27 protein-coding genes and 1 tRNA gene are annotated in these 22,362 nt (G+C 32.7%); 12 read left to right on the top strand and 16 right to left on the bottom strand.

Annotation, left to right across the window (positions count from 1 at the left end):
* The first annotated feature begins 148 nt into the window (after positions 1–148).
* On the top strand, positions 149–1,135 hold the full coding sequence (locus J4418_02440) for a trypsin-like peptidase domain-containing protein (GenBank protein MBS3112913.1): 987 nt from the start codon (positions 149–151) through the stop codon (positions 1,133–1,135).
* Positions 1,136–1,385: 250 nt separating this feature from the next.
* Positions 1,386–1,513 (top strand) — tRNA-Ser (locus J4418_02435).
* A gap of 172 nt (positions 1,514–1,685) precedes the next feature.
* Here the strand turns inward: J4418_02435 and J4418_02430 are convergent.
* Genes J4418_02430 through J4418_02420 form a run of 3 tightly spaced genes read right to left on the bottom strand, consistent with a single transcriptional unit; the run spans position 1,686 to position 3,219 of the window.
* Positions 1,686–2,264, bottom strand: a complete 579-nt coding sequence (locus J4418_02430; protein MBS3112912.1) for a LemA family protein — start codon at positions 2,262–2,264, stop codon at positions 1,686–1,688.
* Positions 2,261–2,440, bottom strand: a complete 180-nt coding sequence (locus J4418_02425; GenBank protein ID MBS3112911.1) for a zf-TFIIB domain-containing protein — start codon at positions 2,438–2,440, stop codon at positions 2,261–2,263. The genes J4418_02430 and J4418_02425 overlap by 4 nt, the downstream gene beginning before the upstream one ends.
* Positions 2,441–2,466: 26 nt before the next feature.
* Positions 2,467–3,219 carry a TPM domain-containing protein gene (locus J4418_02420; protein MBS3112910.1) on the bottom strand — a complete coding sequence of 251 codons (753 nt, stop codon included), beginning with the start codon at positions 3,217–3,219 and terminating at the stop codon, positions 2,467–2,469.
* A gap of 156 nt (positions 3,220–3,375) precedes the next feature.
* Between J4418_02420 and J4418_02415 the strand changes: the two genes are divergently transcribed.
* Complete coding sequence (locus tag J4418_02415; GenBank protein ID MBS3112909.1) at positions 3,376–4,485, top strand: TIGR04084 family radical SAM/SPASM domain-containing protein; 1,110 nt, start codon at positions 3,376–3,378, stop codon at positions 4,483–4,485.
* Between the two features lie 245 nt (positions 4,486–4,730).
* Here J4418_02415 and J4418_02410 read toward each other — a convergent pair whose 3' ends face one another.
* The 4 genes from J4418_02410 to J4418_02395 all read right to left on the bottom strand — a co-directional run bounded on the left by J4418_02410 (position 4,731) and on the right by J4418_02395 (position 9,242).
* Positions 4,731–5,285: an MFS transporter gene (locus tag J4418_02410; GenBank protein ID MBS3112908.1), complete on the bottom strand. Its 555-nt coding sequence runs from the start codon at positions 5,283–5,285 to the stop codon at positions 4,731–4,733.
* Positions 5,286–5,417: 132 nt separating this feature from the next.
* Positions 5,418–6,386: an NAD(P)/FAD-dependent oxidoreductase gene (locus J4418_02405; GenBank protein MBS3112907.1), complete on the bottom strand. Its 969-nt coding sequence runs from the start codon at positions 6,384–6,386 to the stop codon at positions 5,418–5,420.
* 45 nt (positions 6,387–6,431) lie between these two features.
* Positions 6,432–7,142, bottom strand: a complete 711-nt coding sequence (locus J4418_02400) for a hypothetical protein (GenBank protein ID MBS3112906.1) — start codon at positions 7,140–7,142, stop codon at positions 6,432–6,434.
* Between the two features lie 225 nt (positions 7,143–7,367).
* Entirely contained in the window at positions 7,368–9,242 is a 1,875-nt protein-coding gene (locus tag J4418_02395) for an ATP-dependent DNA helicase (protein MBS3112905.1), read from the bottom strand.
* Positions 9,243–9,342: 100 nt separating this feature from the next.
* Here J4418_02395 and J4418_02390 point away from each other — a divergent pair, with 100 nt between their 5' ends.
* Entirely contained in the window at positions 9,343–10,632 is a 1,290-nt protein-coding gene (locus J4418_02390; protein MBS3112904.1) for an insulinase family protein, read from the top strand.
* A 35-nt stretch (positions 10,633–10,667) separates the two neighbouring features.
* Here the strand turns inward: J4418_02390 and J4418_02385 are convergent, their stop codons facing one another.
* Genes J4418_02385 through J4418_02365 form a run of 5 tightly spaced genes read right to left on the bottom strand, consistent with a single transcriptional unit; the run spans position 10,668 to position 13,393 of the window.
* Positions 10,668–11,165: a 2-oxoacid:acceptor oxidoreductase family protein gene (locus J4418_02385; protein MBS3112903.1), complete on the bottom strand. Its 498-nt coding sequence runs from the start codon at positions 11,163–11,165 to the stop codon at positions 10,668–10,670.
* Between the two features lies 1 nt (position 11,166).
* Positions 11,167–11,889 (bottom strand): 2-oxoacid:ferredoxin oxidoreductase subunit beta, encoded by a 723-nt coding sequence (locus tag J4418_02380; protein MBS3112902.1) that lies wholly within the window; start codon positions 11,887–11,889, stop codon positions 11,167–11,169.
* Positions 11,886–12,896: a 2-oxoacid:acceptor oxidoreductase subunit alpha gene (locus tag J4418_02375; GenBank protein MBS3112901.1), complete on the bottom strand. Its 1,011-nt coding sequence runs from the start codon at positions 12,894–12,896 to the stop codon at positions 11,886–11,888. Before J4418_02375 ends, J4418_02380 begins: the two co-directional genes overlap by 4 nt.
* Before the next feature lie 51 nt (positions 12,897–12,947).
* Positions 12,948–13,145, bottom strand: coding sequence for a ferredoxin (locus J4418_02370; protein ID MBS3112900.1), 198 nt, complete (start codon positions 13,143–13,145; stop codon positions 12,948–12,950).
* Positions 13,146–13,147: 2 nt separating this feature from the next.
* Positions 13,148–13,393, bottom strand: coding sequence for a glutaredoxin family protein (locus tag J4418_02365; protein MBS3112899.1), 246 nt, complete (start codon positions 13,391–13,393; stop codon positions 13,148–13,150).
* A gap of 136 nt (positions 13,394–13,529) precedes the next feature.
* Here J4418_02365 and J4418_02360 point away from each other — a divergent pair, with 136 nt between their 5' ends.
* From J4418_02360 to J4418_02335, 6 genes are all read left to right on the top strand, one after another.
* Positions 13,530–14,333 (top strand): hypothetical protein, encoded by an 804-nt coding sequence (locus tag J4418_02360; GenBank protein MBS3112898.1) that lies wholly within the window; start codon positions 13,530–13,532, stop codon positions 14,331–14,333.
* On the top strand, positions 14,317–14,646 hold the full coding sequence (locus J4418_02355) for a hypothetical protein (GenBank protein MBS3112897.1): 330 nt from the start codon (positions 14,317–14,319) through the stop codon (positions 14,644–14,646). Before J4418_02360 ends, J4418_02355 begins: the two co-directional genes overlap by 17 nt.
* Positions 14,646–15,065: a signal peptidase II gene (locus J4418_02350; GenBank protein ID MBS3112896.1), complete on the top strand. Its 420-nt coding sequence runs from the start codon at positions 14,646–14,648 to the stop codon at positions 15,063–15,065. Before J4418_02355 ends, J4418_02350 begins: the two co-directional genes overlap by 1 nt.
* Before the next feature lie 16 nt (positions 15,066–15,081).
* The gene (locus J4418_02345; GenBank protein ID MBS3112895.1) at positions 15,082–15,339 is read left to right on the top strand and encodes a hypothetical protein; all 258 of its coding nucleotides are present in this window, start codon (positions 15,082–15,084) and stop codon (positions 15,337–15,339) included.
* Positions 15,340–15,615: 276 nt separating this feature from the next.
* Entirely contained in the window at positions 15,616–16,032 is a 417-nt protein-coding gene (locus tag J4418_02340) for a hypothetical protein (protein ID MBS3112894.1), read from the top strand.
* Between the two features lie 80 nt (positions 16,033–16,112).
* On the top strand, positions 16,113–16,841 hold the full coding sequence (locus J4418_02335; GenBank protein MBS3112893.1) for a DUF4145 domain-containing protein: 729 nt from the start codon (positions 16,113–16,115) through the stop codon (positions 16,839–16,841).
* A gap of 26 nt (positions 16,842–16,867) precedes the next feature.
* Here J4418_02335 and J4418_02330 read toward each other — a convergent pair whose 3' ends face one another.
* The 4 genes from J4418_02330 to J4418_02315 all read right to left on the bottom strand — a co-directional run bounded on the left by J4418_02330 (position 16,868) and on the right by J4418_02315 (position 19,219).
* Positions 16,868–17,194, bottom strand: coding sequence for an ATP-binding protein (locus J4418_02330; protein MBS3112892.1), 327 nt, complete (start codon positions 17,192–17,194; stop codon positions 16,868–16,870).
* Positions 17,195–17,236: 42 nt separating this feature from the next.
* Entirely contained in the window at positions 17,237–17,389 is a 153-nt protein-coding gene (locus J4418_02325) for an AAA family ATPase (protein ID MBS3112891.1), read from the bottom strand.
* Positions 17,390–17,435: 46 nt separating this feature from the next.
* Entirely contained in the window at positions 17,436–18,749 is a 1,314-nt protein-coding gene (locus tag J4418_02320; protein MBS3112890.1) for an SLC13/DASS family transporter, read from the bottom strand.
* 320 nt (positions 18,750–19,069) lie between these two features.
* Positions 19,070–19,219: a hypothetical protein gene (locus J4418_02315; GenBank protein ID MBS3112889.1), complete on the bottom strand. Its 150-nt coding sequence runs from the start codon at positions 19,217–19,219 to the stop codon at positions 19,070–19,072.
* Between the two features lie 47 nt (positions 19,220–19,266).
* Here J4418_02315 and J4418_02310 point away from each other — a divergent pair, with 47 nt between their 5' ends.
* Complete coding sequence (locus J4418_02310; protein ID MBS3112888.1) at positions 19,267–20,124, top strand: FecR domain-containing protein; 858 nt, start codon at positions 19,267–19,269, stop codon at positions 20,122–20,124.
* 32 nt (positions 20,125–20,156) lie between these two features.
* Positions 20,157–22,079, top strand: a complete 1,923-nt coding sequence (locus J4418_02305; GenBank protein MBS3112887.1) for an adenylate/guanylate cyclase domain-containing protein — start codon at positions 20,157–20,159, stop codon at positions 22,077–22,079.
* Positions 22,080–22,362: the final 283 nt, after the last annotated feature.

Here is a 22,362-nt window from a genome sequence, read left to right as displayed (position 1 = left end):
ACTGGCATGTTTTACTTCCATTTGGAAATGAAAGTCCTTTTTGGTTATTAAGTTACCGCAGCAAGCTGCGGGGTATTAAACCCAAACGGTAATAAAAAAAATATCATACTTCTATAATAAATAAATATCCTACTTCTATAATAGATATATGGAAATTAATCATTTTAAAAAAAGAGGTTTAAGCGCAATGCTTGCAACATCTCTTTCTGTTACTGGCTTAGGGATACCCTGCATAAATGCGCAAGATTTAGAGTCTATAATTAAACAAAAAGAAATTTCACAAGAACAAACTAAAATTAAAAATTATATTAAAACTCAAATGCGTGGTTTTGATAGAAAATATGACAAAAACAATAATTGGTATAATGGTTCACTTGAAGACTTAATGTCTCAAACCCATAAAATACGCAGCGTACACACCTTTGAAGTTACTGAACTTATCCCAGAAGGCAGGATTTTTGATGTATCAACTGAATCAATAGGCTCGGCAATTTTAATTGATAATAAAGATAAAATGACTTTAGCAACATGCCAACACGTTATTGATGCTCAACCTCCGACAAACATCATTAAAAGTATGACTTTTAATCCTTATAATGTGCGTCTAAAAAATTCAGAGTTTAGTTTAGAAATCATGGAAATTTATATGAAAATGCAGTTACCAGGACTCGCGGATATAGAAGAAATAGTGTCATTTAAAGCCCCCTTAAAACTTCTCGGAGAGCACAAAGCGAGTGATGTTGCAATTATTGAAGAATTGCCCGGTTTCAGAGCTTTTACAAGCAAATTTCATCCTAACATGTATTGGGGTAACACCAGTGAACTTGAGCCCGGAGACTATGTAATGGCCGTCGGCCATCCATATAATTTTGCAAAAATGATAACACAAGGCATAGTGGCATCAACAGGCAACCCTTTCATTCCAACAGATGACCATTTCTTTAATGTAGATATGACCACAAATATAGGTCAATCAGGCGGCCCGGTATATGCCCTGCGCGACGGACAACCAGAATTAATTGGTATTACTTCATTTACTACAATGGATAGAGGAATAGGCGGAATAATAAAAGTAGAAGAAATTAAAAAGTTATTAGATCAAATAGATAAAAGCGAATATTACAAAAATAAATAACTAAATCTAAACCAAAACCCCTGTAAAACACACTGGCGGAAAATTAGATTTTAAATATCAACCACTCACTACCATTACCGATTATACTAACATTTTTTACTTCCATTTGGAAATGAAAGTCCTTTTTGGTTATTAAGTTACCGCAGCAAGCTGCGGGGTATTAAACCCAAACGGTAATAATTACGAGATAACACAACAGCACTTTTTTTCAACAACCTTTATAAAGAGTCTGCTTATTTAATTTCTATACGCCGGGGTGGCACAACCTGGTTCACAAATTACAAAATACATACTATTTTGTATAATGTGCAGGAAACTGCGCAAGCCTGGAAAGCTTGTTTCCTTTGGGATTTCCCGGTTCAAATCCGGGCTCCGGCGTCAGACTCTCAGATACATGTCCGCAACTAGGGGACGCCTATATTTTGATCCCGCCATTAAGTAATATAAAGAACTAATTCTTTTTAAAAAAATAAAAAATATTCAAATGATATTTTAACCAAAATCATCTGAATTAATTAAAGATGGACAAACTTCTATACTGCTTCTCAATTCACTCTGTAAACAACTCTTTAACATCTAAAGCCTTTTCTGCGCCTATTTCTGATTCAAAACCTTCTTTTAAACCAAAACCAAACATTCCTGCTACCATATTTGATGGAAAACTTCTGACTTTAATGTTCATTTCTTTAACTGCAGTATTAAAAATGTCTCTTTCTGCTTTGATTCTGTTCTCTGTGCCAGAAAGCTCATCTTGTAACGTAATAAATTGCTCACTTGCCTTTAACACTGGATAATTCTCCATTACAACTAAAAGTCTAGAAATTGCAGAATTCATTTCTGTTCCAGCAGATGCTAATTGTCCGGGTGATGATGCTCTACCGACTGAAGCCCTTGCTTCTGTTACTGCAGTTAATAATTCACCCTCATAATTTGTGTACTTTTGTACTGTTGCTACCAAATTTGGAATTAAATCTGCCCTTCGCTGATATGCTGTTAAAACATATGCCCATTTTTCTTTTACAGTTTCATCTAAACTTACTAGGCTGTTATACGATACAACAACCCATATAACCGACAGCAACACAACTAATGCAATAATTCCAATCAATATCAGATTATTTTTTTTCATTTCAATTCCTCCTTAATTTCAGCTAATTTTTCTAATTCTCCAGAGTCTACCCACATGCCTCCGCATTTTTTACAAACGTCTATCACTATGTCATTTCGCTGTAATTTCTCCATGTCCTTTTTACAACGCGGGCATAATAAGTATTTTTCCCCGGTCTCTCTATGAAATTTTACCATAATAATCACCCTTTATTTTTAAGTATTTACCAGGAACCCCCTGCTCCGCCGCCGCCAAATCCGCCGCCACCAAATCCGCCAAAACTGCCCCCTGAAAATCCTCCTCCTGATCCACCTCTGCGCCTGCCTCCAAATAAAATTATTGCCCCGGCTGCAGCATCAAAGTATTTATCTTTTCGGTGTTTTGAACGAAAACCGCCAATTATGGTCGGTATTAAAATTAATATAAAAATAAATATTATGTAAACTAAGTTTATACGAAGATTAAATCGAGCATTGACAGGTTCATCAACATAATATGTAGAATTTGTATCTCCAAGTAATATTGCCTGGATAGCTAAGCTAGCTTGGACAGCTCCGGCCCCATATTGTTCTTCCTTAAAATAAGGAACCATATAAGTTCTGCCAACCCGCCCAATTTTGGCGTCGTTAATAATATACTCAACCCCTCTGCCGACTTCAAACCGATACTTTTTCTCTTCAAGAGCAATTAGTAAAAGTAAACCATTATTTTTTTCAGAGTCCCCTAAATGCCCTTGAGCAAGCTCTAAAGAGTAACCATCTATTGATTTGCCCTCTAACGAATTAATTGTAACAATTGAATATTCTGCAATTTTAGAATTAAATATCGTTAAAAGAATTTGATTTAATTGTTGCTCTTCTTGGGCCGTAAAAATATCGGCATAATCATTTACCGGATTTGTTATTTTTACTGTTTCGGCAGACACAATACTGGCAAATATTAGTAATAGCCCAAAAATAATTAAAAAGCGTTTCATACAAAAATAATAATTAATTTGATTTATAAAAGTATCTAAAAAATGTATACTATCCTGATTGCGCGAAAGAAGAAACACCGCGAATAAAGTTTAACCTTGAGAAACTATTATTGTTTTCACTTAACTTTATAAATAACAAAATAACTCACGCCTTTTATGTTTTACCATATAATCCTCACAACAAAATGTAATTTAAAATGTGAATATTGTTACGGCGCATCTTGCGATGATTTTGTAAATGAATTGCCCGAAAATATTGATATCACTTATCCTGAAAATATTGATTACAACATCCAAGACTTAAAAAGGTTCTGCGATAAAGATCCAGACTGCACATTAACTTTTTATGGAGGAGAACCATTATGCAATCTAAATAAAATCAAAGAAATAATGGATAAAATCAACCCTAAACAGTGGATGATTCAAACTAATGCAATCTATCTTAACAAACTGCCAAGTAGATGCACAAACAAATTTCACACAATATTAACATCAATTGATGGTGATAAAGAATTAACAAACCGATATAGGGGTAATACTGTTTACGAAACGGTTCTAAAAAATATTCAATACATAAAAGATAATGGATATAAGGGAGAAATTATTGCAAGAATGGCAGTAATGGAAAACACAGATATTTACAAAGCAGTTACACACTTAATAAACATTGGTTACACAAGTATCCATTGGCAACTCAATGCAATGTTTTGGGAGAATGATTTAAAAAAACGTAATTTTATTGAATGGGCAAATAATTCTTATAATCCCGGGATAAAAAAACTCATAGAATTCTGGATAAACGATATGAAACAAAATAATCGTGTTTTAAAGTTGTACCCGTTCTTAGATGTAACATATGATTTACTCAAAAATCAAACAACTAGGCTTAGATGTGGTTCAGGCCATTCTAATTATTCAATACAGACAGACGGTGTAATCATTCCCTGCCCAATTATGCTTGGCATGAAAGATTATTATTTGGGACATATTAAAGATACAGATCCGAACAGCCTAAAAAAAGTGAGCTGCAAAGAACCCTGCGCTTCTTGTAAAGAATTTGAAACCTGCGGCGGAAGATGCCTTTACTCAAATATTTTAAAACCATGGAAAAATGAAGGTTACCACATCCTTTGTCCAACAATTTACAATTTGATTGATGAACTTAGAAAGGCGCTTCCTAATATAAAAGAACTTATCCAAAACAATACAATCTCTTTAAAAGATTTTGAACATATCAAATACAATGGCTGCGAAATCATTCCTTAAATTTTGTGATCATAACGCCAGTGCCACCAATGCGAATCAATTTGACTTAAAAATAACTTAAAATATATTTTCGATTAATAAAAATCCCAACCACTGCAAATTATGAAATATTTTTGAACTTCGCGCGTTTAATTAATTAGGGTAGCAAGCTGCCGGATACAACAAAATATAGGGTTTAATGTACAAAAAAAGCCATACTCTTTTTCGTATTAAGCCCATGAAGCAAAGAAATCGCAGAATTAGATTTATTTATTTGTTATTATTTGTAATTGTATAAATGTGGCAAACGCTTGAACAGTGCCCATTAACATGAATAATGTTGTAAATGAAAAATAACTTACAATGTAACCCCCAATAATAACTGCTATTCCCGTGATTATTTGAGCCATTCCTCCGGAAAGACCCCATTGAAACCCGCCATTTTTTCGATCTTCATGTTTTGCATAAAGAGCATTCCATGTTGGAGTAGCCATTGCGGCGGCAATCCCTAATCCTGCTTGAACAATAAATAAATGCCATGGAACAGAAACTAATAAATATGCAAAAGTAAATAATGTGTTAAGCGCGTAGCCAAACAGCATTACTTTTTCTTTATTATCGCGGATATCTGTTATTTTACCGACAATTATGTAGAGAAATCCTGCAAAAATAAGGTAAGTCGCCCATGCCCATGAAACATCTAAAATAGTTCCGCCTACTCTTTCAGTAAATATTGCAAAAAGCGGACCAAGCATCCCCTCGCCAAAATACCACATAGTTCCCCCATAGAGCAGGATTTTAATGCGTTTATTAAGTCTCATATACTTCTAGTATTTTTAGAATATATAAATTTTGCCGAATAATTGTATTATCCGGTGTGTATACTAATCGATAATGGGATGACTCCGGGCAGTGCCCGAGTAATAGTCTCTGTAAGAAATACAATGTGACATTTAAGAATACTTATTCTTGTGTAAATTCATGAACACAGCGTTAGCTGCAACGGCAGATTCACCAAATGCTGTTGCAATCTGTTTAAAATTGTTAGAAGCGTTATTAACGTCACCAGCAGCATATATCCCTTTAATATTTGTTTGCATTGTCTGATCAACCATAATATATCCCTTATCATCAGTCTTGACTTTTAAATCTTTAATTAGCATATCCGTTGGCACTGAACCTACTTCAACAATTACCCCGTCAAGTTTTAGTTCTTTACCATTGTCAAGCTTTGCGCCTTTTAACATTTTATCCCCTAAGAATTCAGTAACATTGGTATTGTACATAACTTTAATATTTTTTGTTCTTTTTATCATGTCTTGCCAATATGGTTCAGCTTTAAGTTTATCTTTACGGTAAATAATGTAAACTTGTTTAGCATATTTTGCCGCAAGAATTGCAGCTGATGCAGCACTGTCACCGCCGCCTATAACTGCAGCATTAAAACCCCTGAACAGTGGCGCGTCGCATGTTGCGCAATAACTAATGCCTTTGCCTGAAAATTCCTTTTCTCCAGGCACATTAAGTTTTCTTCTCATTAGACCCGAAGAAATAAGAACAAATTTAGTTCTAAGAATTTTGGTATCAGTATAAACATTATATAATCCAGGATTAGCCTGATTTTGAGTTATTTTTGTTGCGCATTCTTCAATAATAGGAACTTTTTGTGCTTTTACATGCCCTGCAAACTTTTTAACTAAATCCATGCCTGATATAGAATTTTCGCCTAACCAATTTTCGATAGTATGCGCATCCGCGATAATGCCTCCAAGTGCTGGTGAAACTATCACACAATTAATTTTATATCTTGATGCGTATATAGCGGCACCCATTCCGGCAGGCCCACCGCCAATAATAACTAAATCGTAAATTTTCGGGCTTAATTTGCTTTTGCCTGCAGAAGGTTTGCATTCAATTCCCATTATTTCATCACCTGCATATGAGTTATATGTTATTGTATTTAAAGTTTACTTATTCAAGATGCTGTCTAACTTTTCAGGGTTAAACAAAAATATTTGTTTATTTCCAAATGGATTTTTTGATTTGTCAACATATGAACATGCAAAATGCAATATGTCATTTTTAGGCACCGTAATCTTGAAAGATTTAATTGATTTTGAAGTAAGTCTATATAATAAATGTTGTTCTTCAATTTTACTTTGAAGAAAGGTAAAACATGCAATATATTGTTTACGTGGGTCATTATTTTGGACAGTAAATCTTAAAATCCGGTCTTTAAACGATTGTTCAATAACTTCCATGCCTATTTCACAATTTTGTTCACATTTAAGTTTAACTGTTCTGCAGGCATAATTTTCACAATAGTTCAAAGCTCCGCATTCAGTATTATTAAAACATTCAACACCGCATTCGCCTTTAAGGATGCCTAAATCCGCAAACCTTGTACAACCAAAAGTTCCGTTAAAACATTTTAATAGATTGGGTCCATCACAAATATCATTTTTACATTGATTTTGGCATGCAACGTCAACCAACCTCTCATTGATATCGCATATATTATTAAAATTTTTGTCAATACAGCAAAAATTGAAATAATATCTTATATATGGCTTGCTGCACTCAACAGGCTGTGTTAAGGGAAAAAGAAAGGTTAAAAGAATAATTATTGCGGTTACTATAAACACTTTTTTTATTTTAGCAAAATCTTTCCTCTTCACATATCTATGATGAATTTAGAATTTATAAAACTTATTCTTTTAAGTATGCAGAAATTCCGGTGCAGTTGAATAAGTGCTATTGAGTTTAGATTGACATACCTCACTACTTGCAATGATAGAGATTTTTATTATTAGGGGTTTAACTGGTCAATGTGTTTCACTGGCGGTCCCTGTTTCGATTGAGAATGGGTGTTTTCAATGATATTAGTTAATTAATTATGCCAATTAACTTTTTTTCTTGAAAAATGCTTCTATCATGTTAGGATAATAATTTTTAATGATTTTTACATTATAATCTGCAGGAAAACATCTGAAGTATTGATTCCATGCAAACCGTTCATCTAAAAAAACTATAACTCCTCTGTCGCTTGATGTTCTGATACAGCGGCCTGCACCTTGCAAGCATTTTGAAAATGCCGGAAATAAGTAACCATAATCCCACCCTTTGCCAAAAAGTTCATTATAATGCTTAATCAGTTCTGATGTTTCCAAATCCGGTTTTTGTAAAGGCAACCCAACTATCACAACACACTTAAGCAAATCACCGGGCAGATCAATTCCTTCATTAAAATTTCCAGAACTTACGCCCAACAGAACAGCTCCGCTATTTTTATACAGTTTAAATCTTTCAAGCATGTCAAGTTTTTCTTGTTTTGTCATAGCTTGTTTTTCGGAAAAGATTGTTTTTTTTGAAGCAGTCAAGAAAAACTCGTTAACTTGGTCTCTTAAGTAGTATGATGGAAAAAATATTACTGAATTACCCGGAACTTTATCAGTGATTTCAACAAGTATTATCGAGATATGTTTATACATTGATTCAGTTCTGGAAGTGAATTTAGTAGTTGTTTCCGGAATGACTAAAGCAAGTTTATTTTCTTTTGGAAAAGGCGACTGATAACTTTTTTCAATTGTATTTTTTGGAAATCTTAATAATTCGCGGTACATATTTGTTGGAGTTAACGTGCCGGACATTAAAATAGTTGATACCGTTTGTTCAATAATAGGTCCAGATATTGGTCCCGGATTTAAACAGCGATATGTTAAAGCAATCATTTCTTTATTTTTTTGCAGGATTCTTGCGTAACCAATGTTTTCGCCAGGCCATTTAACTAAAAAATTTGCAATTGAACCAATGTACGATGATCTCTGCTTTTCTCTAATCTCTTTAGCAATAAATTCAAGGTCAGCTATTAATTGTTCATAATTTACGGTTTTTTTAATTTCATCAATAACATGTTCCCGGATAATCAGAAGTTCAGATTCAGAACTCTTATTACCAAAGTCTTGAAGAATCATTTTTAACATTTCAAGATTTAATGCCGTTTCTTCATATTTATATTTTCGCGCTTCTTTTATGCCTCTTTCAAGCATGATAGTTGTGAGTTTAACAGTCATAAGCTCTCTTAATCTGGCAGGAAGATTATGGCCTTCATCAACTATTACAATGCATTTGTCTAAAGTTAATCCTGCTTTTTTAAAAAAAGTTTCTCTTATATGGTCGTTAAAAATATAATAATAATCTGCAACAACAACTTTTGCTTTTGTTGAAAGAAACATTGAAACTTCATATGGACAAAGGTTATACGCTGAACATTCGTTAATAATCTCTTCAGAATGACAAGGCATTAAAGATTCAATATTTTTTAAGGCTATAGCTGCATCCGGAGTTTGTTTGCCTTTATTTTTAGTATTATTGTAAAATTCGCATTTGCCCTCTTCAACTTGCAATTTGCAATATTCAATAAAATCTCCGCTTCGTAATATTTCAATGCCTGGCGCAACACACATATACTTTTTCCCTATAATATCTATAGTTACAAATTCAGAGTTATATCTATTTTTTACTTCTCGCAAGGTGTCAATTGCAATTTTATGCTGGGTATGTCTTGATGTCAAAAAAAAAACTATTAAATCATCTTTAATTGCGTATGAAAGAGCAATTGGTAAAGAACTTGCGGTTTTGCCTAAGCCGGTCGGGGCATGCGCAATTAAATGAGACCGGGAAGAGATTGTTTCATTCACGTCTTTGATTAAATCATCCTGGATCTTTCTAACCTCCTGGTGCGGGAATAACAAATGAGCCAGTTGTTCTTTGTCCATAACAAAAAACACAAGTGTTTGATATATAAACATCTATAGTCTTCAAAATACATATTTTTAGTTGAATAACTATATATAAACCATACCCTATAAAAATCTTATGACAAAGGGCAAAACCCGAGTAATGCTTGACAATGGGCTTGTGATTATAACAAAAAAAGTAGATGTGCATGGGGCTTATACGTCTCTGGGGATTAATGTAGGTTCAATAGATGAACCTGCTGCAAAAAATGGGTTAGCGCACTTAGTTGAACATATGTTCTTTAGAACCAACCGGAATATGACCGGTGATCAGTATCAAGAAGCATTAGAATGGGCTGGGATAGATTATAATGCAATGACTAGTTTTACAGATACGATATTTTATGCCGACTCGCAAAAGAACCAGGTTTGTGATGTTATAAATTTATTTTATGATGCTATATCTAATAATAATTTTATTGAAGAAGGTTTTGAAACTGAAAAAAGCGCAGTTATTAGTGAATTAAGAGATTTTCATAGAAGTTCTCTGGATAGATTTCATGAGAGAATAATGTGGCCGGTGATATATAAAGGAACTCCGCTTGAAAAAGCTATTATTGGAACTGTTGAATCCGTTAAAAACTTATCATTGGAAGATGTCCAAAAATTCACAAATACTTTTTATGTTCCAAATAATATGGTTATGGCATGTACTGGCGATATTGATACGGAAGTTTTTATTGAAGGGGTAAAAAATACATTTGGTCAGCTTAAATCCCGAGAATTTGATAAACTAAAAATAGATTGGAAATTTAAACCGGGCAAAAAATATGTAGAATTTAAAGATTTGAAAGATGAACATTGTAGAGAACTAGACCTAAGCTTTTTTTATGTAATTTACCCTATGTCTAATTTAAAAAAACAAGACTTTGCAACTGCAACTGTTCTTGAAACTGTGCTTGGTGGTGGAAATTTAACTAACTTTACTGGAAAAATTATCGGGGAATTAAGAGTAAAAAGAGGTTTATGTTATTCAACGGACGTGGAATTTGAATGGGACCAGGGCATACCTTTAGCAGTGATTGGCGTGCCTGGAATTCATCCTCAAAACCTCGATGAGGGAATCAATATAGTATTAAATACATTACATGAATTAGGTTCTCAAGAATTAAAGAATGATTATTTTAAAGGGAAGATATCACAAACTAAACGAAGGTTGAAACCTAATTATTATTATATTGATAATTTAGTTGAAGAAATCATACGGCGTGAATTTTCTAAAAATCGGTTAATTACCGACACTAGCATTAAAGAAATTGGCAATGTGTCTCCAAAAAGATTAAAGTACTTTGCGCAAAAAATATTCAGTCAAGAACCATTAATTGTAGCAGCATCTGCGCCAGGTTATAAAAATCAGTTTAATAGTTAATCAATGCAATGCTTTAATTTTCCTAAGGGAATGTATTATAATTCGCTTCTTTCTTCATAAGCATATCCGGATTGGATTGCTTTTAAATTTTCTTCTAACAGTTTTTCTGGTAACGCCTTTTTCAGATCAAGTTTTTTAATGTCGATCTTTAATATTTTCAATAAATATCCTAATGTTACCATATTGACTAATTTTTTATTGCCCAATTCTTCTGCAATTGAGTTTAAGGGGATTTTTATCTCAGTCGTCTCGCGACCTTCTCCGTATATAGTTTGTTCAATAATTTTAGTTTTACCTTTGAATTGAGTGGTTTTACTTAATACAATCAGGTAATCTGCCTCATCAATCATCGGATTAATTATTTCTTCTTCACCATATACCAAAAATGCGGTGATTGAACCCCCGCGCATAATTGAATCGTATTCATAAACAAGAGTTAAGTTTTTACCTATATCAGAAAGGATATAAGCTAAAGTTTCACTGAGCAATTTTACTCCTTGTCCCCCAATTCCGTGCACGATTATTTTAGTCATTTTATCTTTTTATAATCCCTAACTCATAATCCCCCAATTTATCTTTATTTTCAGTAATTGTGTACTTTTCTTTAATATCATCTAGCATTTCTTTGAATGAATTAAATCCTATTCTTGCGCCCAGACTAGTATAACATGGATTTAGTATTTCTACAAAAGAAAAACCTTTATGTTTTAATGCTTCTTCAATACATCTTACCATGTGAACACCATGCGCTACGGAAGTTCTGGCATAAAAATGTTTTTTGTTTGATGTAAATAATCCGAAGAGATTTAATGGTTCATACTCTGACCCTTTAGGGGTTGTTAATGTTTTTGTGCCTTTTTTTGTTAATGGTGAAACCTGGCCTCCGGTCATTCCATAAATTTCGTTAGCAGAACAAATAACCGTAATATCGGTATTTCTTCTTGCAGAATGCAATAAATGGTTGCCTCCGATCCCAGTTAAATCGCCATCACCTGATATAACAATTACCTTTAAATCTGGATTTGCAAGTTTGCAGCCTTCAGCAAGTGGAATTGCCCGGCCATGCAGTCCATTAACACCGTCTATGTCAAAAAAACCAGATGCTCTTGCTGTGCATCCTATGCCTGAAAAAACTGCGGTATTTGTTTTATTATAGCCCAACTTGTTAAGTAATGAGGCAGTTTGTATCAACATAGTATTAAGTCCGCAGCCTACGCACCACGGCGTAGGTAATCTTTCTGTTCTAAGGTTTATCATTTTTCTAAAGTTTTTTTAATGTCCTCGAGACTTATTTTACCGCCGAGCTGGGGGATAAATTCAATCTCCCGTTTTAGTTCTGCCTCAACAATTGTCTTATACTGCCCATTATTCATTTCAATCACAACTATTTTTTTATACTTTTTAGCAACCCTTTTGAGTTCGTCAAGGACAGGGAAAAGCCTAATAGGCCTAAATATAGAATATTGAAATTTAAGTTCCATTATGACCCTGGAAGTTATACCGTAAGCAATCAATAAAGTATCTGATTTTTTATTAGGGATATATTCGTAATATTCAAAACTTTTCGCAGCAGTCTCAACTTTATCCTTAATCCGGTTTAACCATTTTTTATAATATAAAGAATCAAGTGTTTTTGGTAATCCATTATCATTAAGTAACCCTGTCAAATGTATTGTAGGGTCATTTTTACTAAAGGCTTTTCTTTCACGTTTTTCAGTTTTTATTTTAATATCTTTCAAATCAACTGACTCATACATTTTTGAGAGGAATGCATCGCTTAATAATATAACCGGACATTTGGCTTTTTCCGCGGCATTAAAAGCTTCAATAGTATATATATAACATTCTTCAACAGAGTTAGGGTAAAAAACTATAGGGTAATAATCTCCATGTGAACCATAAACTGTCTGTAATATATCCCCCTGGTGCGCGAATGTTGGCATACCAGTAGAAGGGCCAACTCTTTGCACATTAACAATTACACACGGCGTTTCAGTCATGTGACCGAAACCAATTGCTTCTTGCATCAAACTAAATCCTGGCCCGGAGGTAGCAGTCATAGTTTTCTTCCCAGCCATTGAACCCCCTAAAATCATATTAATAGAGGCAATCTCATCTTCTGCATGTATAAAAGTAATATTTTCATCACTAAGATCATGCATTATTTCAGATGCAGGAGTTATTGGATAACCTGCATAAAAACCAAGTCCTGCTTTTAATGCTCCAAGTACAATTGCTCTATTTCCTGTAATTAATTGTTTCATGATTCCATATCATTCTATATAAATATTAAGGTATTAAAAAATTTAGATATTTTAGATTTTGTTTATATGGATACAATGCACAGGACATCCGTCAGCCGCTTCCTGGTTGCAGCCAATTTCGTTTAAATCGGTCTTTTTTGGTTTGGATTTGCCATCATCGGCCATTACCCAATTTGCAGGACAAATTGCTGCGCACGCGCCGCAACCTATGCAAATATCTCTTTCATGTATTATTTTATATTTAGCCATTTTTATAATTTTAATACTTTTTTGATTTTAGACTTATCAAAACCAACAATTATTTCGTTGCCTATCACAATAACTGGCACCCCCATTTGCCCAGACTTTTTAACCATTTCTTCTCTAGCTTTTTCGTTCTCAGCCACATTAAAATCTCTATACTTAACTTTATTTTCATCAAAAAATTCTTTAGCCTGTACACAATAATGGCATGTTGGTGTTGAATATATTATCACTTTTTTTGTCACTTTTTCCATAATATCACTCAATTTAATGCAATTTTTTCAATAAGATTGCTTTCATTTAATGCTAAATCTTCTTATTTATAAAGTTTTTGATATTCTATAATGGGCAATGCTAAAGTTTAAATACTTTTGATTTCTATATTTATGCATGAATTATTTATTTGTGTTTTCAATTATATTTATATTGCTCTTATTAGCTTTGCTAACTAAGATTGTCAAAGGATTCTTAAAAATGTTTTTCCTGGCATCAACAATAGTAACATTATTGTTAGTGGTATTTTCATATTTTATATATATTGATGTTACAGAATTTAAAGAAGGGTGGGAACAGTCACCTAAACTCTTTTTGTTGCAGGATAAAGGTTATTTAATATCAGGGTTTAAAGCAGATCCACAAAATGTCAAAACTCCCATATATCCATTGAGCAGAGAAGTTATGGATAGTTATAAAGATCCGTTCACAAAAGAAGATTATGATGCTATATTAGGAGAGAATTATAAATTATTTATAATAGATTTTACTGCTTTTGAAAAAATTGATACTTTAAATGTTTTTGGGACAGAACTCAAGTTAGCCCAAGTCAAAGAAATGTTAGATTCTGATACCCCCACTAAAGATTTTATGGAGATTAACCTTGGACAAACCCTTAATTTGAATATCCCAAAAGATCAGGATGAAATGTTTAGAAGCAGTTTGTTTTCAGGTTTATTTGCAAATGCAATTAAAAAAGAAGGGCCATTATTCATAGTCTCAAAAGTCAAAGATAAACGTGTGCTTGTATATCCGGAAACGGCACTATTTAAATCTATTAAACTTATACCATTATCATTATTCAAACAAGCATTCACACAAGTTGTAGAAGTTAGTGAACAAGGAGCTGTTGCAGCAGCAGTTGCAATTAATAATTTAATTGATGAACGAAAAGGTGATTTTGTTGACATTCTTAGATAAATTAATGTTTTGGAAAAAAAAAGAAGAACCAATCCCGGATTTACCTTATTCAGAAAATAAAATGTCTTTTGGGGAAACAGATTTTAATAAACATTTAGGTATGGAATCTGATATGGGCGATATGGGTCTTGAACATGAAGCTCCCGGTGTGCCAAGTAAACCAATTATCCCTTTTACACGGCAAAAGCCAGTTAACGAGGGGGGTATGGATAGAGATACTGAATTAATCCTTGCAAAACTTGATGCGGTAAAAGCTAAAATGGAAAGCATTGACGCAAGGCTTGCGCATATAGAAAAAATTGCCGAAGAATAATGAAACAACGCTTTTTTTTTTTAATTAGTTTAAGTATTTTTTTTTTTGATCAATTAATAAAGAACTATTTTAATATACATAAACCTGTATCAGGGATATTCCGTTTTACAAATAATACTGGCGCTGCTTTTGGGATATTTAAAGGAGGGAATTTAGTGTTTGCAGTTTTCACATTCATCATAATCTCAATTATTATTTATTTATATTTATCAAAACCTATTTATTTTAAAGAAAGAAATGTTTGTGTTTCTGCTGCTTTAATTGTTGGCGGAGCTTTAGGCAACCTAGTTGATAGAGTTACATATGGCTATGTCATAGATTATATAAATTTAGGATTTTGGCCAGTATTTAATCTTGCAGACATTGCATTAACAGTTGGCGCTTTAATATTGATTTATGCTTGGTGGAATGATAAATAATTGGAAGGTGAATAAAATGAGCAAGGTAAATAATGTGGATGATTGGAAGCCAGATAAAGATTTTTTAGAGTTTCTTATTTGGGAGCATGAAAATCAAATAGGTCCTGGGAAAATATTTGCGGATGGTGTTGTCATGGATGCTTACCAGTTTGTCGATAGGATGGAAAAAGGCGAGTCCGCCGATATTAGGGAATTGTATGAAAGAATATATGGCCGTTTAAAAGACAATGAAAGATATAAAAATTATTTAAAAGAATTTAAGAAGGATAAGTAGAAAATCAGACGCAAAATATAATTATTCACCAATGTGTTTCACTGGCGGCTGACATTTAACTAATATGTGAAAATGCAGACTTTCTACATACCGAGAAAGATTAAAGTTGATATTATATCTTATCTATAAGTTCAAGTTTATCTATGGATTCAAATATATGTTTAAAATGTTTTACTTTTGATTAAGTATTAAATTTGTATAAAAAATATTAAGAATATTTATATAAAGAAGCAGTTATTCCTAATTTTAATAATTAAACCATTTGGTGAAATAAAAATGACTTATGAAATGACGCAGACAGGGTTGGAAGGTTTTGTTGTTCAGTATCCTTGTGAAATTATTGATCATTTAAATAGAGTTTGGAATGTAAGATCACTCAATAATGATATACTTGCAGAAATAGGTAAAGCAGTTTCTCCAGGTGCTAAACATAGTTTAAATGGAAAAACCGAAGACGGATATTCTTGGTACGGGAAGCTTGAATATAAAATTGGCTGCGCAAATGTAGTTGTTTTATTTCCATGGAGCCAGGATTGGAATAATCCGGAGACACAAATGGATAGATCAATTAATGTTTATAGTGATAAAAAACTCCCTGTTAAAGTTATTGAGAATTTATTGGAACGGATTGCTTATCAGGCAGCGCTAAGAACTGAACCACAACAAAAAAATCGGACTTTTCGTTTAATTTAAACCGTAATTTTAAATTTATTTTTGTTGTTTAAAAACCTTTGCACGTTAACTATATAAAGTTTGAACATCTGTCTCTGTTTATGGAAGAAGATTTACAAAAACTCTATGAGATAACTGAAAATATGACCGGTGTTGTAAACGCCATTCTCAAAAATAAGCTTGATAAAGACATTGTGTTGGACGAGTTCAAGAAACAAAAACAGGCGCATTATAACAAACTGCTTGAAAATTCTGTTAAAGAGATTATGAAAATTGGCAATGAGCTTGATAAAAGCGTAAAAAAATATGAATCTTTTGTTAGAGTTAAAGAATTGGTTAATGCATTAGCAAGTGCCGGGGGCCAATACCGGCAATCCGAAATGTTGCAAGCATTAAAAGAGTTACAAAATGTTTTACCCAAAGTGCAAAAAGTTAACATTGATTTTGAGATAGTTAACCTGCCAAATATGATCAAAGTCGAAGTTTTAACTGATATTGAAGAAACGAAAAAATGTTTTGAAAATGGATGTTATAGGTCTTGCGCAATTTTGTGCGGCCGTATTTTAGAAGCATGTCTGCACCGCAAATATTATGAATTAACGCGTAAAGATATATTGGAAACTTCGCCAGGCGCCGGCTTGGGAAAATTGATTGCTAAACTTAAGGAATTAAACGTTTTGTTTGATCCCGGAATTACTGAACAAATACATTTGATAAATAAGGTCAGAATTGACTCTGTGCATATTAAACAAGTTACATTTAACCCTACCAAAAGCCAGGCACAAGCAATGATACTTTATACTGTTGATGTAGTGAATAAATTATTTTAGCTTAACAAAGTTTCTCGAGAAATTTTTCAGTTTAAATGTTCAAATATAAATTTAATTCGTTCTTCTAAAGGCCCTGCCTCTATTTTTAAAGGCGTATAACCTAAACCTTTATACACTTCATCCATCTTTTGACATAGTTCTAAAGCTTCTCCACGATTTTCTCTTCTTACTTGAGTAGTTCTTGTAAACTCCAAGGGTTTAACAACAAAAATTTGATCATACCGCGTCTTTTTTGCAATATCCAGAATTATTTGATAATTTTCAGTACCCTCTTTTTCATAAGCTAAACCGTCGGGTATTCCCCTATCAAGAAATATTCTCTCCAAGTTCTCAGATATTTTACATTCTCTCAAAAGTTGCAACTTTAATATCATATTTTGAAAATTGGATTCTGTTCATGGTTCCGGCTTAAATTGGGCTTGCATATATCTTATATAATCAGTAGCTGCCTCATTAACTACAGATTCGCCTGAAAATTCAAGACCTATAAGAATAGAGCTTTTACCTGCGCTTGGTCCCCCTGTTAAAACATATTTTTTTGGAGCCATTAAAAATATAAAAATTCGTGATGATATATAAAATTAACTAAAAAAATTAATAAATCAAAATATAACAAAATACAAATAATGCCATTAACGCAAAAAATGTTGGTAATGCACCATACTTTGCCATATCTTTAATTTTGATTTTGGATTTATTAAACATGATTGCATTTGGTGCTGTTGCGCTTGGCAAAAGGAATGCCATTGATACACTAATACCCATTGGAAGCACTAATGCAATGGGGTTTATATTTAGGGTATTTGCAATACTAACTAATACCGGCGCCATGATTGCGGCTGTTGCCGTGTTTTGTATAAATTGAGTAATTACTAAACTAAATAACACAAAGCTGTACGATATAAATAATGGATTTTCTAAACCCGTTGCATTTAAAAATGAGTTTGCCATCCAATGCGCCGCACCAGTTGTTTGCAGCGCGTTGCTCATTGAAATTGCGCCGCCCAACAAAAAAACTATGCCCCAATCTGTGTGTTTCTGAAAAAAATTCCATGAATATGTCGTTAATAAGAATAATAACCCGGCCAATAAGCCCACAGTAACTGTTGAGATATTATGAAAAGGGGATGTAAACCACAGAATTAGTGCAAGCAAGATAATAGATGCGGCTTTTTTTTCTTTTAGAGTAAATCTCCCTAAATTTTCAACTCTGAATTTAATCATCTTTGAAGTAGGCTTGAACATGATATAAAATGACAAATATAACAAAATTAACATAATTATTACAAATGGAAACCCATAAAAAAACCATTCATTGAAGTTTAAGTTTAAAACTTCGGCGACTAAAATGTTTGGCGGGGTTCCAATCAAAAAACCTACACCCCCGATGTTAGCAGAAAATGCTGTTGCAAGGAATAATGCTACCCCATTTATCTTTGTCTTTCGAGCAATTCTAACAATAATCGGAAGCATAAGCAATGTCGTGGTTGTATTTGACATTATCATTGATAAGAATGCAGTTATTCCCATTATTCCGGCCAGAATAGTATTTTCTCGTTTGCAAATTTTAAGAAAATAATTAACTATTCTATTGTCCAAGCCTGATGCGACTAAACCCAGACCCAATAGGAACCCAATTATAATTAAGAATAACGCTGATGATGAAAAACCTGATAATGCTTCTGCGGGTGTAACTGTATTTGTAATCATTAACAGCAAAATTACCAATAATGCCGTAATTGAAATGTTAATGGTCCCAGTTGCCCAAAAATATATTGTTATTAAGAAGATTATAAAAGCCCTCCACCCGTTTTGAGAAAGATTTTCAGGTGTAACCAGGAAGTATATTAATAAGAATAAAAATATTGGTACAAATTTTAACAATAACTTAAAGTAATTGTGCTTCATTGCGCCTCTTTTTTAATTTAAATTAATTCTAGAATATATAAATTTACTTAATTAAGGGCGTTGTCCGGAATCGTTCAATTGTCAATTAATAACTCACATTTAATTGGTAAGCAAGAGATTTCTTACAGCGATTAAGCGGGTTTTTATATATGAATTTTAGATACTAACAAATGAGAATGGACTTTCTGGACAATCCCGAATTAAATTATATAAATATCTTACAGCTCTTCACTACTAAGCATGAACAAGCGTAAAGTTTTGGAAACTATAAAGAATTTCTTAGTCTTATCTGCAATTACACACATTTTGATTGTTTTTATTTATTCTGTGATAATTGCAGATTTTTCATTATTTAATTTTTTTAAGTTTTTAGGTTTGGATTTATTTTTTCCCAGGATAGTTACAGGAACATTGAGCCATATTGTTTCTTTCTTAATTGTTATTGATAGTTTGTTAAGTATACATTTCATTTTTGTAAAAAGATAAATTTAAATAGGTTTAACACGAAACAAGTTACATGAATAAGTTTATTAAGTATTCAATAGGAACTTTAATCATTTTAACATTAGTATTGGCAGGGGCATTTTATTATTTTACATCAAGTTCAGTAACTAAAGCTTTTTTAATAATCGATTCTGGACTTATTGAAGTTAACTCCGGTTCTGGTTGGAAACAAGCTGTTGATGGTATGCTGCTTTCTTTGAATAATAAAATACGGACAAGCGCAGAAAGTAAAGTTGCAATTGTTTTATATGAAAGTGTTATCATTCAGTTAAATGCCGGAACTGAAATATTAATATCAGATTTATCTAAAAATAATTTACAGATTACTCAATCTATAGGTAAAACCTGGAATAAATTCACTAAACTGGCAGGTATCAAAAAAATTGATATCATTACCCCGAATTCAGTTGCAACCGTCCGGGGCACAGAATTTGAGATTGTAGCTGGCGCTGAAGATTTTCAGATTTTTGTAATAGAGGGAAATGTTGAAGTTAATTCTGGTTCTTTAAAACAAGCAGTTGGCGAATTTAAAAGGTTTGAGAAATCTTCTGCCGGTTTTATAGACAAAGGTTTAACCGCTGAAGATAAAAAGTTAATGGTAGAAAAAGCTGCAGAAACTTTAAACCTTCTGAAAAAATTAAGATTTAAAAATATTCATGAGAATAAACTGTTTCAAATTGTTCAAGAGAAGTACAAATTTACAGATGAAGATGTTTCTGCAGGACTGGCAATGATTGACTCTGGCGAAGTTAATGAACGCGAATATGCTGAAAAAGTCCCGGTTTCAATGGGAATGACTGAAAAATTTTTTGCTTTAAATGACGCAATTAAAGAACAGCAAAAATTGATTGAGCGGTTAAAAAATAGGTAACTTAATAAATTATAATTTTTTCCTTATTTTCTATGAATAATCAAAAAGTAATTGCTTATATATTAATATCTTTAATTTGCAGCAGCTTATTGCTTGGACTATACGGAATAGGTTTATTTTCTAATATTGAATTGGTTTTAACAGATGCATTATACGGCGGGAAAACGGCCTTGCCGAACATTAAAATTATCGGGGTTGACGATAAAAGTTTACAAAAAATCGGCAGATGGCCTTGGAACCGGGCCGTGTTTGTTGAAACATTATCATTATTAAGCGAAGCTAAAATTGTTGGGGTAGATATTGCTTTTTTTGAAGAATCTGAAAAAAATAGTGATGAGTTATTAGCTGCGCAGGTTAAAAAAAATCGTAATGTAATTATGCCTGTTGAATATACAAATTTTATTCAAACAGGTAGCAAAGTTGCAGGTAATGAATTACTCGAACCATATCCCGCATTAAAAGAAGCTACCATTAATCTTGGATATGTAAATATTATCACGGACAATGACGGAATAAGCAGAGCAATTAACCTTGACTTGTCTAATGAATATGAAAACTTTGCTTATGCTATATATAAACACGCGATTGATGGCGCAAAGAATTACTTCGGTTCAAGATTCGTGATTAATTTTATAGGCAAGCCATATAGTTTTGAATATTATTCCATTACAGACGTGATAGATGGCGTCGTTTCTGCAAAAGTGTTTAAAGATTCAATTGTATTAATCGGCGCAACATCGCCGGATATGCATGATGATTATTTTGTGCCTACGTCTTCAGGCAAAGCTATGCCGGGAGTGGAAGTGCACGCTAACATTATCCAAACTATGATTTTAGGAAGCCAATTGGAAAAACAAAATTGGTTTAGTTTGTTTTTTATAATATTAATAAATGGTTTAATTATTACCCTGGTTTGTTACTTAATAAGTTTTAGAATTGGTTTTATTGTTTCGGTAATTATGAACATTATTTATTTGTTTTTTGTAATTTCATATTTCAATAAAAATTCGATATTAAATATTTTATACCCTCTATTTAGTATATGGTTGTCTTATTTTAGTTCATTATGTTATTCTTATTTGAATCATAAAAAACATAAAAAAGAAATATTAAATGCTTTCGGTAAATATGTGTCATCGGATGTTATTGCAGAAATATTAAAAAACCCGGACAAACTCCGGCTTGGCGGAGAAAAAAAAGAAATTACTATCTTTTTTTCTGACATCCGCGGATTTACGCCTTTTTCCGAAAAATTAACACCGGAACAATTAGTGCATTCGCTTAATGAATACTTAACAAGGATGACAACTATTATTATGAAAAACGGCGGCACTGTTGATAAATATATGGGCGACGCAATAATGGCTTTTTGGGGCGCACCGTTAAATGATAAAGATCATGCGGTTAAAGCTTGCGCAAGTTCGATAAAGATGATGTCTGAATTAAAACAATTGCAGTCTGAATGGGAATCACAAAGCTTGCCAACTTTTGACATCGGCATTGGTTTAAATACTGGCTTCGCTGTTGTAGGAAATATGGGTTCATACGACAGGTTTGATTATACTGCGATGGGTGATACTGTTAATTTGGGTTCAAGATTAGAAGGCACCAATAAAGAGTATTGCACTCACATTATAATTAGCCAGTTCACGCAAAAATTAATTAAAAATAATTTTGTGACGCGTAAACTTGATATGGTTAGGGTTAAGGGCAAAAATGAACCTATAACAATTTATGAGTTAGTTTCTTTTGGTAATGAAAAAAGTGCGCTTATTTTAGATTTCGAAAAAGGTTTTGAACTTTATCAGCAGAAAAAATTTGATTCTGCTCTGAATATTTTTAAGAAGCATGGCGAAGATGGTCCATCTAAAGTGTTTATATCCCGCTGCGAAGAATTTTTAAAAAATCCGCCAGATCCAAACTGGGACGGTGTTTGGGTCATGAAAAGTAAATAAGCAATACAGATACTGCGCAATAAAAATCACTATTTGCTAATATTAATAACATATTAATGATATATTAAACAATAACTATGCTGAACTGAATAATTATTTATATATAACTGGTTTATACCCCTGTATAGAAGAACTATACAAACTTCAATATTAGGGATATAATAATGATATGCTCACTGTAACTGGGTAACTGATAAAAACGATTTAAATAAGTGGAATTTCGATATTTAAAAAATGATAACTCCAAAAAAACAGGGACAACCGGATTATTATCTTTTTATTA

This window comes from Candidatus Woesearchaeota archaeon (assembly GCA_018303425.1).
Lineage (GTDB): Archaea > Nanobdellota > Nanobdellia > Woesearchaeales > JAGVYF01 > JAGVYF01.
The sequence above is the reverse complement of the archived record's forward strand: the minus strand, read 5'-3'. Positions and strand labels throughout refer to the sequence as shown.

Bases quoted from the DNA above. Each gene is read 5' to 3' on its own strand.
- J4418_02395 (MBS3112905.1), bottom strand. From the start codon at position 9,242: ATGGACAAAGAACAACTGGCTCATTTGTTATTCCCGCACCAGGAGGTT.
- J4418_02370 (MBS3112900.1), bottom strand. From the start codon at position 13,145: ATGGCTAAATATAAAATAATACATGAAAGAGATATTTGCATAGGTTGC.
- J4418_02325 (MBS3112891.1), bottom strand. From the start codon at position 17,389: ATGGCTCCAAAAAAATATGTTTTAACAGGGGGACCAAGCGCAGGTAAA.
- J4418_02410 (MBS3112908.1), bottom strand. From the start codon at position 5,285: ATGAGACTTAATAAACGCATTAAAATCCTGCTCTATGGGGGAACTATG.
- J4418_02320 (MBS3112890.1), bottom strand. From the start codon at position 18,749: ATGAAGCACAATTACTTTAAGTTATTGTTAAAATTTGTACCAATATTT.
- J4418_02360 (MBS3112898.1), top strand. From the start codon at position 13,530: ATGAATTATTTATTTGTGTTTTCAATTATATTTATATTGCTCTTATTA.
- J4418_02430 (MBS3112912.1), bottom strand. From the start codon at position 2,264: ATGAAAAAAAATAATCTGATATTGATTGGAATTATTGCATTAGTTGTG.
- J4418_02310 (MBS3112888.1), top strand. From the start codon at position 19,267: ATGAATAAGTTTATTAAGTATTCAATAGGAACTTTAATCATTTTAACA.
- J4418_02385 (MBS3112903.1), bottom strand. From the start codon at position 11,165: ATGACTAAAATAATCGTGCACGGAATTGGGGGACAAGGAGTAAAATTG.
- J4418_02350 (MBS3112896.1), top strand. From the start codon at position 14,646: ATGAAACAACGCTTTTTTTTTTTAATTAGTTTAAGTATTTTTTTTTTT.
- J4418_02425 (MBS3112911.1), bottom strand. From the start codon at position 2,440: ATGGTAAAATTTCATAGAGAGACCGGGGAAAAATACTTATTATGCCCG.
- J4418_02375 (MBS3112901.1), bottom strand. From the start codon at position 12,896: ATGAAACAATTAATTACAGGAAATAGAGCAATTGTACTTGGAGCATTA.
- J4418_02345 (MBS3112895.1), top strand. From the start codon at position 15,082: ATGAGCAAGGTAAATAATGTGGATGATTGGAAGCCAGATAAAGATTTT.
- J4418_02390 (MBS3112904.1), top strand. From the start codon at position 9,343: ATGACAAAGGGCAAAACCCGAGTAATGCTTGACAATGGGCTTGTGATT.
- J4418_02420 (MBS3112910.1), bottom strand. From the start codon at position 3,219: ATGAAACGCTTTTTAATTATTTTTGGGCTATTACTAATATTTGCCAGT.
- J4418_02440 (MBS3112913.1), top strand. From the start codon at position 149: ATGGAAATTAATCATTTTAAAAAAAGAGGTTTAAGCGCAATGCTTGCA.
- J4418_02405 (MBS3112907.1), bottom strand. From the start codon at position 6,386: ATGGGAATTGAATGCAAACCTTCTGCAGGCAAAAGCAAATTAAGCCCG.
- J4418_02335 (MBS3112893.1), top strand. From the start codon at position 16,113: ATGGAAGAAGATTTACAAAAACTCTATGAGATAACTGAAAATATGACC.
- J4418_02340 (MBS3112894.1), top strand. From the start codon at position 15,616: ATGACTTATGAAATGACGCAGACAGGGTTGGAAGGTTTTGTTGTTCAG.
- J4418_02380 (MBS3112902.1), bottom strand. From the start codon at position 11,889: ATGATAAACCTTAGAACAGAAAGATTACCTACGCCGTGGTGCGTAGGC.
- J4418_02315 (MBS3112889.1), bottom strand. From the start codon at position 19,219: ATGAAATGTATACTTAACAAACTATCAATAACAATTAAGAAAGAAACA.
- J4418_02415 (MBS3112909.1), top strand. From the start codon at position 3,376: ATGTTTTACCATATAATCCTCACAACAAAATGTAATTTAAAATGTGAA.
- J4418_02365 (MBS3112899.1), bottom strand. From the start codon at position 13,393: ATGGAAAAAGTGACAAAAAAAGTGATAATATATTCAACACCAACATGC.
- J4418_02305 (MBS3112887.1), top strand. From the start codon at position 20,157: ATGAATAATCAAAAAGTAATTGCTTATATATTAATATCTTTAATTTGC.